The sequence below is a fragment of the Aeromonas sp. NJAU223 genome, assembly GCF_051125555.1.
In the GTDB taxonomy this organism is placed as follows: domain Bacteria; phylum Pseudomonadota; class Gammaproteobacteria; order Enterobacterales; family Aeromonadaceae; genus Aeromonas; species Aeromonas veronii_G.
Genome location: NZ_CP144204.1, coordinates 2,163,774 through 2,180,617, shown reverse-complemented (window position 1 = coordinate 2,180,617; position 16,844 = coordinate 2,163,774). Strand labels below are relative to the sequence as shown.

10 protein-coding genes are annotated in these 16,844 nt (G+C 61.3%); 3 read left to right on the top strand and 7 right to left on the bottom strand.

Annotation, left to right across the window (positions count from 1 at the left end):
• Positions 1–305 precede the first annotated feature (305 nt).
• Positions 306–3,437, top strand: coding sequence for a ribonuclease E (gene rne, locus VZC39_RS09950; RefSeq protein WP_349922221.1), 3,132 nt, complete (start codon positions 306–308; stop codon positions 3,435–3,437).
• 812 nt (positions 3,438–4,249) lie between these two features.
• On the opposite strand, the gene VZC39_RS09945 is transcribed toward rne, so the two are convergent.
• The 4 genes from VZC39_RS09945 to apbC all read right to left on the bottom strand — a co-directional run bounded on the left by VZC39_RS09945 (position 4,250) and on the right by apbC (position 8,553).
• On the bottom strand, positions 4,250–5,722 hold the full coding sequence (locus VZC39_RS09945) for an inorganic phosphate transporter (RefSeq protein WP_349922220.1): 1,473 nt from the start codon (positions 5,720–5,722) through the stop codon (positions 4,250–4,252).
• 347 nt (positions 5,723–6,069) lie between these two features.
• Positions 6,070–6,651 (bottom strand): dCTP deaminase, encoded by a 582-nt coding sequence (gene dcd, locus VZC39_RS09940; RefSeq protein ID WP_349922219.1) that lies wholly within the window; start codon positions 6,649–6,651, stop codon positions 6,070–6,072.
• Between the two features lie 63 nt (positions 6,652–6,714).
• Complete coding sequence (udk, locus tag VZC39_RS09935; RefSeq protein WP_349922218.1) at positions 6,715–7,359, bottom strand: uridine kinase; 645 nt, start codon at positions 7,357–7,359, stop codon at positions 6,715–6,717.
• A 111-nt stretch (positions 7,360–7,470) separates the two neighbouring features.
• A complete protein-coding gene (apbC, locus tag VZC39_RS09930; RefSeq protein ID WP_434668123.1) occupies positions 7,471–8,553 on the bottom strand; it encodes an iron-sulfur cluster carrier protein ApbC in 1,083 nt (360 codons plus the stop codon).
• Positions 8,554–8,785: 232 nt separating this feature from the next.
• Here apbC and metG point away from each other — a divergent pair, with 232 nt between their 5' ends.
• Complete coding sequence (metG, locus tag VZC39_RS09925) at positions 8,786–10,819, top strand: methionine--tRNA ligase (protein ID WP_349922216.1); 2,034 nt, start codon at positions 8,786–8,788, stop codon at positions 10,817–10,819.
• Between the two features lie 79 nt (positions 10,820–10,898).
• On the opposite strand, the gene VZC39_RS09920 is transcribed toward metG, so the two are convergent.
• Together VZC39_RS09920 and VZC39_RS09915 are read right to left on the bottom strand one after the other, a co-directional pair.
• The gene (locus tag VZC39_RS09920) at positions 10,899–11,633 is read right to left on the bottom strand and encodes a CHAD domain-containing protein (RefSeq protein WP_434668120.1); all 735 of its coding nucleotides are present in this window, start codon (positions 11,631–11,633) and stop codon (positions 10,899–10,901) included.
• Between the two features lie 22 nt (positions 11,634–11,655).
• On the bottom strand, positions 11,656–11,928 hold the full coding sequence (locus tag VZC39_RS09915; RefSeq protein WP_434668117.1) for an acylphosphatase: 273 nt from the start codon (positions 11,926–11,928) through the stop codon (positions 11,656–11,658).
• An 82-nt stretch (positions 11,929–12,010) separates the two neighbouring features.
• On the opposite strand from VZC39_RS09915, the gene VZC39_RS09910 reads away from it, so the two are divergent.
• Positions 12,011–13,441: a methyl-accepting chemotaxis protein gene (locus VZC39_RS09910; RefSeq protein WP_434668114.1), complete on the top strand. Its 1,431-nt coding sequence runs from the start codon at positions 12,011–12,013 to the stop codon at positions 13,439–13,441.
• Between the two features lie 173 nt (positions 13,442–13,614).
• Here VZC39_RS09910 and VZC39_RS09905 read toward each other — a convergent pair whose 3' ends face one another.
• On the bottom strand, positions 13,615–16,830 hold the full coding sequence (locus VZC39_RS09905; protein WP_434668111.1) for an ExeM/NucH family extracellular endonuclease: 3,216 nt from the start codon (positions 16,828–16,830) through the stop codon (positions 13,615–13,617).
• Between the last annotated feature and the right edge of the window lie 14 nt (positions 16,831–16,844).

The following is a 16,844-nucleotide window of genomic DNA, read 5'->3' as shown; positions in this document are numbered from 1 at the left end:
TTGTGTTCAAGCCTTGTACTAAGTGGCCAAAATTTATGCCACCCAATCCCGAAACACCGTGTATACAAGAACATGACGGTTCCCGGGTGCGAGGTACAACGCATGGAGAACGCAAACAGAGCCGCTTTAATTGTCTCCACATCGGTATCCTTAATTCGCGCCTTCGAGAAGGCAGAACCCGAGTGCCCTTAATTAGCGCCTCATGCATACCCCAACCGGGAGGTTGCCCAAGCATGCTGAAGACCCGAGGCCGGCGCCGGCAGGACCCTGTGGAGGGATCAAAATGACAAAATAATGAGAACTCAATGAAAAGAATGCTAATCAACGCGACTCAGGAAGAGGAGTTGCGCGTAGCGCTGGTTGACGGACAACAGCTCTACGATTTGGATATTGAAAGTCCGGGGCACGAGCAGAAGAAAGCGAACATCTACAAGGGCAAAATCACCCGCGTAGAACCCAGTCTCGAAGCTGCTTTTGTCGATTATGGCGCCGAGCGCCACGGTTTCCTGCCGTTAAAGGAAATCGCCCGCAATTATTTCCCCTCCGGTTATTCCTATCAGGGTCGCCCCAACATCAAAGAAGTGGTCCGCGAAGGCCAGGAAGTGATCGTCCAGATCGATAAGGAAGAGCGTGGCACCAAGGGTGCAGCCCTCACCACCTTTATCAGTCTGGCGGGCAGCTACCTGGTGCTGATGCCGAACAACCCCCGTGCCGGCGGCATTTCCCGTCGCATCGAGGGTGACGAGCGGACCGAGTTGAAGGAAGCCCTGAGCGGCCTGACCGTGCCGGACGGCATGGGCCTCATCGTGCGTACCGCCGGTGTGGGCAAGTCCCCGGAAGAGCTGGAATGGGATCTGAACGTACTGCTCAACCACTGGGATTCCATCCACAAGGCCTCCCAGAACCGCTCCGCTCCGGTGCTTATCCATCAGGAAAGCAATGTGATCGTGCGGGCCATCCGTGACTACCTGCGTCGCGACGTCGGCGAGATCCTGATCGACAACCCTGTCATCTTCGAGCGCGCCAAGTCCCACATCGAGCTGGTTCGTCCCGATTTCCTCAATCGCGTGAAGCTGTACAAGGGTGATGTTGCCCTGTTCAACCACTTCCAGATCGAGAGCCAGATCGAGTCGGCCTTCCAGCGCGAAGTGCGCCTGCCCTCCGGCGGCAGCATCGTCATCGACCCGACCGAAGCGCTCACCTCCATCGATATCAACTCCTCCCGCGCCACCAAGGGCGGCGATATCGAAGAGACCGCGCTGCAGACCAACCTGGAAGCGGCCGACGAGATTGCCCGTCAATTGCGTCTGCGCGACCTGGGTGGCCTCATCGTCATCGACTTCATCGACATGACCCCGGTTCGCCATCAGCGCGAAGTGGAAAACCGTCTGCGTGAAGCCGTGCACCAGGACCGTGCCCGCATCCAGCTTGGCCGGATTTCCCGTTTCGGTCTGCTGGAGATGTCCCGCCAGCGCCTGCGCCCCTCCCTCAACGAGTCCAGCAGTCATATCTGCCCCCGTTGCCAGGGCCAAGGGGTCATCCGTGACAACGAATCACTGGCCTTATCCATCCTGCGTCTCATCGAAGAAGAGGCCATGAAGGACAACACCGAGCAGGTTCACGCTCAGGTGCCGGTCGATGTCGCCGCCTATCTGCTCAACGAGAAGCGCGCCTCCATCGCCAGTCTGGAGCAACGCAATGAGGTACGCCTGTACATCATTCCGAACCAGCATCTGGAAACGCCGCACTACGAAGTGACCCGCATCCGTCAGAACGAAATTCCGGAAGTGGCCAGCTACGAGCTCAAGACCGAGATTGCCAAACCGGTTTACCAACCGAAGCAGGCTCAGGTCATTGAGCGCGAGCAACCCCTGCTGCAAGGTTTCGTGCAGGCACCCCAACCCGCCGCACCGGCTGCTGCCGCCGCGCCTGCTCCCCAGGCCGCTGCTGTCGCCGCCGAGCCGGGCCTGTTCGGCAAGCTGTTCAAGGCCATCTCTGGCTTGTTCAGTTCTGACGCGGCCCCTGAGGTGAAAGCCCCTGCCGAGAAGCCGGTGGCTCGTGAAGCGCGCAAGGAAGAGGGTCATCGTCATCAACGTGACGAGACCCGCAGCCGTGGTCAGCGTGGTCGTCGTGATGACAACCGTGGCAACCGCAACGAAGGCGGTGAGAAACGTGAAGGTTCGGCCAACCGCGAAGGCGGCGAGAACCGTAACCGTCGTCCGCGCAAAGAGCGTGAGCCGCGCCAGGAACGTGAAAGCCGTGGGGAAGCCCGCAGCGAACAGCGTATGGAACGCGAACCACGCGAGGCTCGTGAGCCCCGTCAGGAACGTGAGCCCCGCGCTCCGCGCCCTGCCCGTGAGCCGCGCGCACCTCGTGAACCCCGTGCCGAGGTGGTGGAAGCCGTCGAAGCCGTTGAGGTGAACGCTGCCGCAGTGCAAGCCGAACCCCGTCAGGAGAAAGAGCAGAAAGTGGCCGAGCGCCGCGAACGTCGCCAACTGCGCAAGCAGGTTCGGGTCGATGTCGCCGCCGCCGACACCCCTGCCCTGCCCGTTGACGAGCCTGCCTCTGATGTCGTGGAAGCCCAGACCATGGCCGGTGAGCAAGAGGAGCAGACCGATGGTCAGCGCCGTTCTCGCCGTACCCCGCGTGGCCAGCGTATCGAAGGTCAGCGTCGCAAGCGCATCAACGAAGAGGCCCGTGGCCAGCGCGATGATGAGCCTCAGGCCGAAGTTCAGCTGACCGCTGCCGCCCAGGCCGATGCCGCTCATGTGAAGGTGGAAGAACCGGCCGTGCCGGTGATCACCATCCCGAGCGCCGAAGCCGTGGCTGCTGCCCTGCAGGCCTCCTCTGCGCTGACCGAGCATGTGGTCGCCGAAGCGGTGGCAGAAGAAGCCGCTGAAGCCGCCGCCGCACCCATCGTTGAGCAGGTAGCTGAACCAGTGGTTGCTGACGTTGTGGCCGAGGTCGCCCCTGTCGCTGCCGAGCCGGTCGTAGCTCCCGCCACTGACGTGACTGTGGCCGAAGCAGCCCCTGCCGTTGAAGCTGATGCTGCCGAGGTGGTAGCTGCCGTGGTCGAGACTGCACCGGCTGTCGTCGTCGAAGCTGCGCCCGTGATTGAACCTCAGGTTGCTGCCATCGACGTCGAGCCCGCTGTCGTTGAAGCGGCCGATGCCGAACCGGTTGTTGCCCCTGAGGTTGCAGACGTCGCGCCAGCGGTCACAGCTCCTGTGACCAAGCCGGTCAACAAGGGCGGTGTCCTGGCCCGCGCTCGCAAGGCCTCTGCGCCGATGGCAACACCGGCCGCCGTGCCTGCCCAGCCTGCCCGCGAACTGGTTGCCTACGCACCGCTCGAGCGCAGTGAAGTGACCACCTCCGGTCGCCACGCCGGCAGCACCGCTGCCAGCAACGTGGCAACCAGCCCGGCCGGTCGCCCCTGAGCCAGCTTGCTAGTCTGATGAAAAGGGCCACACACTGTGTGGCCCTTTTTTTTACCCGCCACTCTCCATCCTGCCATATCTGTTCCATCACGCGCCGAGCCGTCACCTGCTTCAATCAGCGCCTCTCGCTCGACATCACACTGAGCGCTCGCAGCAGTGAAACCACCCGTTATATTTTCAGGACTTATCTCTGCCTTTCTCTACATAAACACTCCATTCCAACTACTTGTAGGCAATTCAACCGCTGGTTGATTTTTATCCAGGTTCAACTATCGGGATTAAGCACTCCCCCTAGCAACCAGCATCAATATCGGCAGTCATTGTCGGTGCCCTCACTCTGGCCATCACGGCAGACCAACATCCCATGGCGTATCCCTGGCTCACCTTTCCTTCGTAGAAAGGTTTGTCGATGCCTTCCATTCCTCCTGATGTACTCATCGCCCTGCCAGACCCCATATTCCATGGGGCAACGCGCTCTACAGTGAGAATATCCAGCCCCTCGCCTCACCCCTTCATTGGCTCACGCCAGTGTAATCAAACCCAGTGAAACTGGATCAAACGAGCGTAGCGGCTAGCCAGGTACTCTCCCCCTCTCTCAATCACTCGAGGTGACCCCTGATGAACTTTGGTTGTGGGACGCGACAATGAAAGATGACTGTGGATCGTGGTGTGAACATCAACACTAGTTTGATGGCATATAATGCTGACTACAGAGGCTTGCTGCCTCAAGGGTGCATCCATCTATGGGATGGAAGAATGGCAATAAAAAAGGGCCCGCAGGCCCTTTGATGATATCGATGAGACAGTGACTATCAGCCACCAAACAGATGGTTGCTGACGATGAACAGGCCACCGGAGAGCAGCATGGTCAGCGGCAGGGTCAGCACCCAGGCCAGCAAGATGGTCTTGATGGTCTGGCTCTGCAGCCCGGATTTGTTGGCCACCATGGTCCCCGCCACCGCAGAGGAGAGGATATGGGTGGTGGAGACCGGCATACCGGTCAGGCTGGCGACTCCGATGGAAGCGGCGGCGGTGATCTGGGCGGCGATGCCCTGGCTGTACGTCATGCCGGAGGAGCCAATCTTCTCCCCTACCGTGTAGACGATACGGCGCCAGCCCACCATGGTGCCACACCCCAGCGCCAGGGCGATGGAGACGATGACCCAGGTCGGTGCATATTCGGCGGTCGCGGTCAGATCCTTGCGCCATTTGGCCAGATCGGTCAGCTCCTTGGCCGGCAGCGGCAGCTTGGAGACCTTGCGGGCGGTGTCGTCAATACAGAGCAGCAGACGACGCACTTCACGGCGATCGGTCAGGCTCATCTCTTCATAGGTACGGACCTTGCCGAGACGATTGTCCAGGGTCGCCATGGCCTGCAGCACTTCACCGGCGGCGCAGTGGGTCATCAGCTCTTCCTGGGAATGGGCAGGCACGTTGAAGTCCACCAGAGTGGAGACCTGCTCCTGATTGCGCTGGTAGATCTCCATGATGCGCTGGTTGGCATCCTGGGTTCTGTCCAGATCATAGGAGCGGCTGTTCATGTCCAAGGCAAAGTAGGCGGGCGCCATGCAGATCAGCACCAGCATAACCAGACCTATCCCCTTCTGACCGTCGTTGGAGCCGTGCACGAAGCTCACCCCCATGGCGGAGCAGATGAGGGTGACACGGGCCCAGAACGGCGGGTGTTTCTTGCCATCCACCAGCAGACGCTCTTCCGGGGTCTTGTGGATCTTGCTGTTCAGCCAGACGCGTTTCATGGCAAACAGCAGCAGGGCCGCGATAACGAAACCGACGGTCGGAGAAATGATGAGGGAGAGCATGATGTCGATGGCTTTACCGACGTTGATGCCTTCCTGCAGGGGCTGATGGGTCATCCAGGCATAGGCGCCGCCTACCCCCAGGATGGAGCCGATCAGGGTGTGTGAGCTGGAGGCCGGGATCCCGAAGAACCAGGTACCCAGGTTCCACACGATGGCGGAAAACAGCAGGGAGAAGACCATGATCAACCCCTGGGTAGAATCCATCCCGAGCAGCAGATCGATGGGCAGCAGATGCACGATGGCATAAGCAACCCCGAGCCCACCCAGCATGACCCCGGCGAAGTTGAACAGACCGGAGGCCACTACCGCCATATGGGCCGGCATCGCCTTGGTATAGATGACCGTTGCTACCGCGTTGGCGGTATCGTGAAAGCCGTTGATGAACTCATAGGCCAGCACAAAAAAAACGGCCAATACCAAACCGATTGACCACCAAAAACCCAAACCACTAAACATTTCAAACATAAAAACGAACCTGTTTATGAGTTGCGGCGGATTATGCCAGAAGGCTAGGTGCGCCATAGCCGTGATTGAAATATTTCAGTAAGAAAAAAAAAGGGCATTCCGTCAGAAAATGTCTTAGGCCCAGTCGGAATGCGCCTTGTCATAGATTAATTAAACGCACGATGCAGCACGAGATCATGAGTCATATCAAGGCCCTATCTTGCACAAACGCGCCATATTTCCTCGCTTTTTGTCACAAAACCTTGATCTTTGGCACACATATCCAGCCACGGAGCATGCGGCATCTGTCGGCAGCAAATCAAAAAGGGTGCCGAAGCACCCTTTCATCGTTCACTCATCACAGGGGTTCAGTCCTGGTTGATACGGCTGGCGACCGCCCCTTGCTGACTCTTGTACTTGGCATTCTCACGCTTGTTGTACGGACGAGCCGCAACGCCTGAGAGCATTTCGAAGTTCAGCGCCCCGATCTTCATCTTGGGGCGCAGTGCCAAGGGCAGTTTGCCGCCGTTGTAGAACTCCAGCACGATACGGCCGGACCAGCCCGGATCGATGCGGTGGGCAGTGACGTGTACCATCAAACCGAGTCGCGCCAGGGAGGAGCGACCGTCCAGCCAGCCGACGATGTCCGCCGGCAGGGTAACGGATTCGTAGGTCACCGCTAGGGCCAGCTGACCCGGGTGCAGGTAGAAGGCTTCGCCGTCCGGGATGTGGATCTCCTCGCTCATCACCCGCTCGATGGCATCGGCCATCTCGGCACTGGTACCGCCGAGGTCGATATAAGGCGCGGTATGATCGCGAAACACCCGAAACTCGTTGCCGAGCAGCACATCGACGCTGACGCCACTGATCCGCTCGATGCCGGGGCGCGGCTCAATCACTATCTTGCCTTCATCCAGATGGCGTTCGATATCGGTATCACAAAGACGCATTCGGCGACTCTCCTGACAAATGATTCATTTAAAAAAGCCGGGCATCACCCGGCTCTTTCCTGATTAACCGATCAACATGTGGCGGATGCGCGCCTTGAGCATGTCGATGGCGATGCGATTCTTGCCGCCACGGGGCACGATGACATCGGCGTACTGCTTGGACGGGTCGATGAACTGCATGAACATGGGACGCACCGTCTTCTGATATTGCTTGAGGACGGAGTCCATGGTGCGGCCCCGCTCCTGCACATCGCGCACCAGACGGCGCAACAGGCAGATGTCGAGGGGTGTATCCATGAAGATGGAGGCATCCATCAGATCCCGCAGCCGGCTGTCGGTCAGCAGCAATATCCCTTCCAAAATGATCACCCGACGAGGGGCGAAGGGGGTGATCTCGTCCATACGCGTGTGTTCGGAATAGGAGTAACGGGGAATGTTCACCGACTCCCCGCCCACCAGCTGGGTCAGATGCTGCACGAGCAGATCGTGATCCAGGGCATTGGGGTGGTCATAGTTGGTCTTGACCCGCTCTTCCATGGTCATGTGGGTCTGATCACGGTAGTAGCAATCCTCGGTGATCACACCAATCTGACCTGCGCCCAGTTCGGCCACCAGCTCTTCATAGATGGTTTGAGCGATAAGACTCTTGCCGGATGCGGACGCACCAGCAATACCGATGATCACACAAGAATGTTGAGTATCAGACATTGAAAATACCTAAAGAAAGAAGAGCACTGGGGATTGTTTAAACCGATCCATTATATAAAAAAGGGTGAGCCATGCCCACCCTCAAATCCGCAGCAAACGGCCGACAGCCGATTATTCGTCCAGCGCCACCGTATAGAGCGGGGTCGCAATCGGTTTACCACTGAAATAGAGTTCGGCCCCGACCCGTCTGGCCAGTCTCAGATAAGCCTCTGCAAGCTCCCCTTCCGGCGCCCCGAACACGGTCGGGCAACCTTCATCCATGTGCTGACGGATATCGATGTGCAGCGGCAACTGGCCAAGCAGCGCCACTTGATACTGCTCTGCCATCTTCTTGCCGCCACCGGTGCCAAACAGCGGCTCGTGGTGACCACAGGCGCTGCAAACGTGATAACTCATGTTCTCGACGATGCCGAGCACGGGTACGTTCACCTTGTTGAACATGGCGATGCCCTTGCGCGCATCCGCCAGTGCCACGTCCTGGGGCGTGGTTACAATCACCGCCGCCGTGGTAGGCACCTGCTGGGCCAGGGTGAGCTGGATGTCGCCGGTACCTGGCGGCATGTCCACCACCAGATAGTCCACCTCGCCCCAGCGGGTCTCGTGGAGGATCTGCGCCAGCGCTTTGCTCGCCATGGGGCCGCGCCAGATGGTGGCATCCTGCTCATCCACCAGATAGCCGATGCTGTTGCTCTTGAGGCCACAGGCCATCACCGGCTCCATGGTCTTGCCATCACGGCTGCTCGGACGCTCCTTCAAGGTGCCCATCATGGTCGGAATGGAGGGGCCGTAGATGTCCGCATCCAGGATGGCGACCCGGGCCCCCTCCTTTTGCAGCGCCAGTGCGAGGTTCACCGCCGTGGTGGACTTGCCCACCCCGCCCTTGCCGGAGGCCACCACCAGGATATTGCGAATGCCCTGCACTGCCGCAAGCTGCTGGGCACGGGGCATGCTGGCGACCTCTATCTCCCCCAGCCAGTTGATGCGGCTGGCCCCCGTGGCACTGCGAAGGCGTCCACCGAAGCACTCCTTGAGCTCATCGAACAGGGATTGCCCGGCAAAGGGCAACACCAGTTTGATGGTCAGGGTCTGCTCCTGCTGTTCGATGGCGCGCACGAAATCGGCCGCCACCAGATCCTTGCCCCAGCCGCTTGGCTTAAATTCGGCCAGGATCTGTTTTACTGAATCCATCACCATTAACTCCCCATTATCTTGTCGTTATGCTGAAGTGAAACCTTCCTTTAAAAACACGTGTGTATCGCTTATTACACTGAGGTGAAAGGTTACCGCACATAAATCAGTGGGTTGCAGGCTTGTAGCCGAGTGCCGAAGCCTGGGCCTGACGGGCCAGAGCCCTAGGCAGGCTACCCCCAATTCGGGTAACATGCTCGGCACTGTATCATCCCAACAGGCACATAAAGAACGTATTATGGCAACTGATCCTCGTAGAATGCTGGTAACCTGCGCCCTCCCCTATGCCAACGGCTCCATCCACCTTGGCCACATGCTGGAACACATCCAGGCCGATATCTGGGTCCGTTATCAGCGAATGCGCGGCAATCAGGTGCATTTCGTCTGCGCCGATGATGCCCACGGTACCCCCATCATGCTCAAGGCACAGCAGATGGGGATCACGCCGGAGGCGATGATCGCGGCGGTCTCCGAGGAGCATCAGGGCGATTTCGCCGGTTTCAACATCAGCTTCGACAACTATCACTCCACCCACAGCGACGAGAACCGCGAGCTGTCGGAGCTGATCTATGGTCGCCTGAAAGAGTCCGGCAAGATCAAGATCCGTACCATCTCCCAACTGTTCGATCCGGAAAAGTCCATGTTCCTGCCGGACCGTTTCGTCAAGGGTACCTGCCCCAAGTGCAAGTCCCCCGAGCAGTACGGTGACAACTGCGACAGCTGCGGCGCCACCTACAGCCCGACCGAACTCATCGATCCGAAATCCGCCGTCTCCGGCGCGACTCCGGTGATGAAGGACTCCGAACACTACTTCTTCGACCTGCCCCAGTTCGAAGCCTGGCTCGCCGACTGGGTGCGCGGTTCTGGCGCCATCCAGGAAGAGATGGCGAACAAGATGCAAGAGTGGTTCGAATCCGGTCTGCAGCAGTGGGACATCACCCGTGACGCCCCCTACTTCGGCTTCGAGATCCCGGGTGCGCCGGGCAAATACTTCTATGTCTGGCTGGATGCCCCCATCGGCTACATGGCGTCGTTCAAGAACCTGTGCAACAAGCGCGGCGACATCGATTTTGACAGCTACTGGCAGGCCGACTCCGACGCCGAGCTCTATCACTTCATCGGCAAGGACATCGCCTACTTCCACTGCCTGTTCTGGCCGGCCATGCTGGAAGGAGCGGGTTTCCGCAAGCCGACCAAGGTCAACGTGCACGGTTATGTGACCGTCAACGGTGCCAAGATGTCCAAATCCAAGGGCACCTTCATCAAGGCGAGCACCTACTTGAAGCACCTGGATCCCGAGTGCCTGCGTTACTACTACGCGGCGAAGCTCAACAGCCGCATCGACGATCTGGACTTGAACCTCGAGGACTTCGTGCAGCGGGTCAACGCCGACGTGGTCAACAAGCTGGTCAACCTGGCCTCCCGCAACGCTGGTTTCATCGCCAAGCGCGCAGGTGGCAAGCTGGCGGATGTGTGCAGCGAACCCGCGCTCTACGCCGAATTCGCCGCTGCCAGTGCCACCATCGCCGAGGCCTACGAGAGCCGTGAATTCAGCCGCGCCATTCGCGAGATCATGGCGCTCGCCGACAAGGCCAACCGCTACGTGGATGACAAGGCCCCCTGGGTCATCGCCAAGCAGGAAGGGGCGGACGCCGAGCTGCAGGCGGTCTGCTCCGTCGGCATCAATCTGTTCCGGGTGCTGATGGCCTACCTCAAGCCCGTCATGCCCGAGCTGGCTGCACGCGCCGAAGCCTTCCTGGGTGAGACCCTCTCCTGGGACGGTATCGCGACCCCGCTCACCGGCCACCAGCTGACTCCGTTCAAGGCGCTCTTCGCCCGTATCGAACCTGCCAAGGTCGAGGCCATGGTGGAAGCGTCCAAGGAAGATCTCGCCAAGGAGCAGAGCAAGAAGCCGGCCGGCCCCCTGGCGGATGACCCCATCAGCGACACCATCGCCTATGAGGATTTCGCCAAGCTGGATCTGCGTGTTGCGCTCATCAAGAAGGCCGAAGCCGTGCCGGAAGCGGAGAAGCTGCTAAAACTGCAGCTCGACCTTGGTGGTGAAACCCGTCAGGTATTCGCCGGCATCAAGTCCGCCTACAACCCGGAAGATCTGGAAGGCAAGCTGACCGTGATGGTGGCCAACCTGGCCCCGCGCAAGATGCGCTTCGGCATGTCCGAAGGCATGGTGCTGGCCGCAGGCCCGGGTGGCAAGGATCTCTGGATCCTAGAGCCCCAGGAAGGCGCCCAGCCCGGCATGCGCGTCAAGTAAGCACGCCGTATCAGGATGCAAAAAGAGAGGCTCTGGCCTCTCTTTTTTATGTCTGCTTGTTATCTGCGTGGACTCAGTCTCAGGCCGTGCGCTGCATCGCCATCCTGAGCCCCACCAGCTCCGCCTGCTGGCAGTTGAGCTGCCGCAACTGACACCCTATCGCCTCTTCCAGCTGTCGCCTCTGGCGTCGCCGCTTGTCACTGAGCCCCTTGCGCGCCAGTTGTCTCTGCCACTGGCGTGCATCCTGCAACTGACCCAGCCTGATCTGCCACTCCACCAGCCGGGCCAGCCAGGCCGGATCCCCTTCCCCCTGTTCCAGCAGCAACTCGACCCCGTAGCGGGTCTGCTTGAGGATGAGGCGCAGCCTGTGCCAGTGACGCAGCTGACGCCTGGCACCGCCCGAGATCCCATCAAGCCCGTCTACCCCCTCCGCCAGCGTCAAGGCCAGCTGCATCTGATAGAGCGGCAGGGGATTGAACTCCACAGGCACCTGCGCCAGACGGGTCAGCCAGCGGTCGAGACGCACCGTCAGCAAAAGGACTCGCGGCGTCACGCTCTTTGCAGGCTTGCCGCCGAAGCGTTCGGCATAGACCTGGGCATCGCGCAGCGCGGAGAGCCGACGGGTCGCCCGCAGCAATCGCCGCTCAAGGCCTGGCTGATGGATGAGGGGTCGCCAGAGGGCGAGCAAGGCCAGCAGGCGCCGCGCCGCTATGCGGTAACCGTGCACCTCCTCCACCCCGGCCTGAGCGCGCAGAGCCAGGGTGGCAGCGCAATAGGCGTCGATAAGCTGCCGTGCCTGGTCGTGCCATGTCATCTGCTGCATTCCTTTCTCTCCCTCAGTTGGTATGAAACCCGCGACCCGTGGGCGGCGATGCCTTCGCATACTCCATTTTCTCGACGGTGGCGGTCCGCGGGCCGTGCTCCAGCCAGCCCAGCATCATCTGTACCTGCTGCTCCGGCCCCGCAATGAGGATCTCCACCGAGCCGTCCGCCAGGTTGTAGGCATGGCCCCGCAGCCCCAACTGCAGCGCCCGCTCCCGGGTGAAGTAGCGAAACCCCACCCCCTGGACCTGACCCCAGACCCGGACGACAAACGATTGCTCTCCCATTTTCAGCACCTTTTTCTCAAGAATGTTCACCCCAGGGCGATAATGACGGCGACTCTCTTTTCCCTGCAGGAAGCATATCATTATGAAAGAAGTAAAATTTCGTTGGGTTGACCGCTATCTCATTCACCTCACGATCAGTGAAAAATTCCTCATCACCTTCTGGTGCCCCCTGCTCTTCATCGCCGCCCTCACCTGGTATCTGCTGGCCGATAGCCATGATCAGCAGATGCACATGCGACTGGATCAACTCAAGCTGCGGGTCGAGACCACGGCCGCCCTGGTGAGCCAACAACCGACCCTCAGCCTCCCCGCCGAGCTGACCCTGAGCCAGGCTGGCAGCGATGGCCTGCAGCAGCAAGGCGATCGCTACAGCTACAGTGCACGCGCGGGTCAGGCAGGTTTTGTCACCGGCACCCTTGATACCGCCGGGGAGACCATGTGGACGGGCCAAGGCACGGCTCTCACCATCATCGCCGTGCTGGCCGCCCTGCTTGCCCTGCTCACCCATTATCTGATGACCTTCGTCTCCGGGGCGCTCTACTCCACCAACAAGGCACTGCAGACGGTGGCAAACGGGGATCTGACCTTCCGTCTCAACTTCTTCCCGGTGCGGGACGAGTTCTCCGTCCTCGCGGGCAGCATCGACAAGTTCACCGACCGTCAGCACAAGATAGTGCAACTCGTCGATGAGTCCGCCGAGGCGCTGGCCATGGCCGCCGACGAGTTCCGCGAACATGCCAGCGACGGTGAAACCCTGGCCCGTACCCAACGCCAGCACATGGACTCCCTGGCCGCCGCCATGGAGCAGATGTCTGCCGCCATCCGTGAAGTGGCCCGCAACGCCAACGACACCCTGCTGCAGACCCGCCAGTCCAGCGAGGAAGCCGCCAACGGTGCCGAGCGGGTGGCGCGCACCATCAGCGCCATCGGTACCCTGGCGGACGAGATTGGCAACGCCTCCGGCGCCGTCGAGCGACTCACCCACAACGCCAACCGCATCAACGAAGTGGTCAGCGTCATCAACGCCATCTCCCAGCAGACCAACCTGCTGGCCTTGAACGCCGCCATCGAGGCGGCCCGGGCCGGCGAACAGGGACGCGGGTTCGCCGTGGTGGCCGATGAGGTGCGTACCCTCGCCAGCCGCACCCAGCAGGCCACGGTGGAAATTCAGCAGATGATTGAGGAGCTGCAGGCCGGCACCGGTGCACTGAACGACATCATGGAGAAGACGGTCGGGCGCGCCGCCAGCAGCCAGCAGCTCATCACCGAGGTGGGTCTGGACATCGACAAGCTGAGCCATCACAGCGACGCCGTGCTGGAGATGAGCACCCAGATTGCCACCTCCAGCGAGGAGCAGAGCTCGGTGGCCGAGGAGATCAGCCGCAATCTCGATCAGGTGCGTCAGGAGGCGAACCGGGTCGAAGAGGCCGCCAGTGCCTCGGTCGCCGGGACTGCCGGCATCAAGGCCACCGCGACCGAGCTGACCCAGGCCATGACGGGCCTGCGGATCTGATATTTCTGGTTTTGACTTGAGTGACACAACAAAAGGCCATCCCACGGATGGCCTTTTTGATGGGCGCCGATGCTTGTGGGCGCTGTCTGCATGTCCCCGACCAGCAGGCCGCGCGCCCTCACAACAAAGGGACCCGAAGGTCCCTTGTATTGTACTCATCGCGACCCGCAGACTCAGCGGCCGAAGGGCCACCAGGACTTGTCATTGTCCTGGATCTCGACGCTGCTCTGCGGCACGGGCCCGACGTCTGCCCCCTGCAGACGTTGCAGGCTGACCCTGAACTGCTCGGTGGGCTCCACGAACCAGTCGTCGATGATCAGCACCTTGATGGATTTGACCCCTCCCTCACCGGCAGCCCAGCTCACGGACTGACCGAACCAGGGCAGGAAGTCCAGCCCCCAGCGGGCCGTGCCACTGTCCAGCGCCAGCTGGGCGCGGGCCGGCTTGCTCAGATCGCCGCTGCGCACCAGCGGGATCTCTGCCAGCCATTCCCCCTCGCTCACCCTGATCACCGCGCTTTGCAACGAGATGGTCGAGGGGGCCGGTTTGTCCTTGATGGTCACCAGGGTCTGGGACTGGGCCCCCAGGGCCGCTCCGCTCGCATCGTGTAGCACCAGGGTGAAGGTCTCGTCGCCCTCGTTTTTCGTATCGGAAAGGGTCGGGATCTGCAATATTTTGTCCTGCTCATCGCCATCAGACCAGTTCAAGACACCACTGATCGGCGCCACATCCTGACTGTCGGCGCTGCCATATTGCACGCTCCAGCTCACGCTGGCGGCGCCATGGCTGCCTCCCTTGCGCTCTACCGCCAGGGTCAGGGTGCCGCCCTCCTCCACCTGGGCAGCCCCCAGGCTCAGGCCGAGTTCACCGGCAGGGGGCAAGGGGTACTGGATGGCCACCAGCACGGGATCGTGATCGGAGGCGCTGAACGGCCCCTCGGACTTGCCGAGCTGGCCCGAGTACTTGTTGCCGTACTCGAAGAAGTTGCTCTCCACCGAGTTGATGTGCCAATCCTCGATGCCGACCACCTTCTGCGCGAGGCTCGGATTCGCCAGGGCGTGATCCAGATTGCCGAGCTCCCCCTCATAGCTGTAGGAGTAGGTGTCGGTGCCGTGGAACCGGGTGTTGAGGTTGATCAGCCCCGCCCCCTTGCCCACCGCCGTTGCCTGCTCCTCATAAGGCTGGCCCGCCAGCTGGGTGAAGGCGGCACTCATGATCTGGCGGGGTTGAGCGGCGGGATCATAATCCGTCAGCACCCGCACCGGATCCTCCAGCCCGTAGGCGTTGAGATCGCCGATCACCAGCAGATCCCCCGGCTCCTGCTTGAGCTTATCCCCCAGCACCCTGGCGGCGGAGACCCGCAGGGCGTTGCAATGACCTTGCCCATCCAGGGGATCGGCGCTCACATAGTCGGGGTAATCCTCATAACAGGCCGAACCCTTGGATTTGAGGTGATTGACCACCAGGGTCAGGGGCGCATCCCCTTTGGGCGAGGTGAAGCGCTGCAGCAGGGAGTCGCGCATTCCCTGCTGGATGCTGACCGGCTTGCCCGCACTGTCGATGGCCTCGGCCACCTGCACCGGCAGCGGAATGAGCTGGGCCGCGCCCTCCAGGCTGACTCGAGCGGGCCGGTAGATGAGCCCCACCGTGATGGCGTCTGTTCCCATGGGCTGACCATCGGGAGAGTGAACGAAGGCGTAGTGATCCTGCTCATCCGGCAGGGCGGCATTGAGGGCATTCACCAGGTTCGCGATGGCGGAGTTGTCACCGTAACCGTTGTTCTCTATCTCCATCAGCCCCACCACGTCCGCGTTGAGGCGGGTGATGGCGCTGACAATCTTGGTGCGCTGCAACTCGAACTCCCCCACCGTCAGGGCGCCCCGGTTGCTGTTGGTGGGATTGGCATCCCCTCCCACGACTGTGGTGAAGAAGTTCAGCACGTTGAAGCTCGCCACCCGCAGATCCCCCGCCGTGGCGAGCTCAGGGGTCTCAACCCTGTCCCAGCCACGGTGATCCACGTCGCCCTGACTTATCTGGTTGTCCGCCACCAACCGGTAGAAGTCATAGGAGTAGCCAATGGCCCCCTCCAGGTTGTTCAGACGATCGCCGATGCGCAGATACCCTTGCTCGGCATCGAAGGCGGGATACCAGGGCAGCACACCGTCCGGCGCCTTGGCGTCGGTCTCCACCACCAGCTGGTTCACCCGATTGCGATCGCTCCACTGGCTCGCCTCCGTGCTCATGGCCGGGAACTTCTGGGTCGACTTGATGAGGGGTGCCCCGTAGGCCAGCACCAGGTTGTTGCGCTTGCCGTCGTAATCGAAGCTGAAATTGCGGGTCACCACCAGGCTGGAGGCCGGCACCAGCCGCACTCGCATCCCCTCGTGACGCTCCAGCAGGGTTGCCAGGCTCTCACCCGCCACCGGCACCAGATCCACCGCCGGCACCAGGCCCACCATGGGCTCGGTCACCGTCATGGCATCGGCGCTGAGCTGGGTCTGGTTGTAATACTCCTTCACCTTGCCCGACACGCACACCTCGGCGCCCGGTACCAGATCGGCACTGACCTGATTGCTCTGCACGAAGAGGCCATCCGAGCTCGCGGGATCGCCATCCCCCTGCACGTCCTGGATGAAGAAGCCCTTGTAGAGCCCCTTCACCACCTGGGTCACCACGCCGCGGGTGGCATAGGCGGTCTCGGACTCAAACTTGCCGGTGGGCACCAGAGGGCTGCGATCACCAGTGCCCTGAATGGCGGGCACCGGGATGAGCTGATCGACCGGGCAGACGAAGGCCGGTGGCAGGCTGCCATCACAGTTATCCTCGCCGCTGCAACCGAGCCCGGCCGCTTCATCCCGGGGGAAGGCCAGGTATTCGGCGGCCGGGTCGAAGGACGCCGTCGCATCGTTACGCCCCTGATTGACGCTGGCCTTGCGCCGCAGGGTCATGTCCAGGGTCGAGACGGCGCCGGAGACCCAGGCCGTGCCGGGATCCACCCCGACCTGCCCCAGGCTGTCGACTATCTCGTCCCCCCGATAGAGCACCAGCCCATCGTCGCCGTTGAACACCAGGTTGCCGCTGGTCAGGCTGGCCTTGGCCAGGGTCGCGGGCAGCGCCGAGGGGTGTGCCAGCACCAGGCTGGCGCCGGGGGCCAGGGTGCCTTGCAGGGCGAGGCTGTTGGTGGGGCCGGCCGCCAGGGTGCGACCATTGGCATAGAGGGCGAGCCGGTATTGTCCGAGATCCAGCGCGTTGGTACCGAGGTTGCTCAGCTCCAGCGCCTTGTTGTTGCCGGATCCTTCCAGATATTCGGTAATGAGCAGCTGGGCCTGGGCCTGTCCGGACAGCGCCAAGGCGACCGAGAGGGCCAGCAGGGAGTGTCTTCCTGACATCGTCAGTTTTCCTT

Bases quoted from the DNA above. Each gene is read 5' to 3' on its own strand.
- rne (WP_349922221.1), top strand. From the start codon at position 306: ATGAAAAGAATGCTAATCAACGCGACTCAGGAAGAGGAGTTGCGCGTA.
- VZC39_RS09945 (WP_349922220.1), bottom strand. From the start codon at position 5,722: ATGTTTGAAATGTTTAGTGGTTTGGGTTTTTGGTGGTCAATCGGTTTG.
- dcd (WP_349922219.1), bottom strand. From the start codon at position 6,651: ATGCGTCTTTGTGATACCGATATCGAACGCCATCTGGATGAAGGCAAG.
- udk (WP_349922218.1), bottom strand. From the start codon at position 7,359: ATGTCTGATACTCAACATTCTTGTGTGATCATCGGTATTGCTGGTGCG.
- apbC (WP_434668123.1), bottom strand. From the start codon at position 8,553: ATGGTGATGGATTCAGTAAAACAGATCCTGGCCGAATTTAAGCCAAGC.
- metG (WP_349922216.1), top strand. From the start codon at position 8,786: ATGGCAACTGATCCTCGTAGAATGCTGGTAACCTGCGCCCTCCCCTAT.
- VZC39_RS09920 (WP_434668120.1), bottom strand. From the start codon at position 11,633: ATGACATGGCACGACCAGGCACGGCAGCTTATCGACGCCTATTGCGCT.
- VZC39_RS09915 (WP_434668117.1), bottom strand. From the start codon at position 11,928: ATGGGAGAGCAATCGTTTGTCGTCCGGGTCTGGGGTCAGGTCCAGGGG.
- VZC39_RS09910 (WP_434668114.1), top strand. From the start codon at position 12,011: ATGAAAGAAGTAAAATTTCGTTGGGTTGACCGCTATCTCATTCACCTC.
- VZC39_RS09905 (WP_434668111.1), bottom strand. From the start codon at position 16,830: ATGTCAGGAAGACACTCCCTGCTGGCCCTCTCGGTCGCCTTGGCGCTG.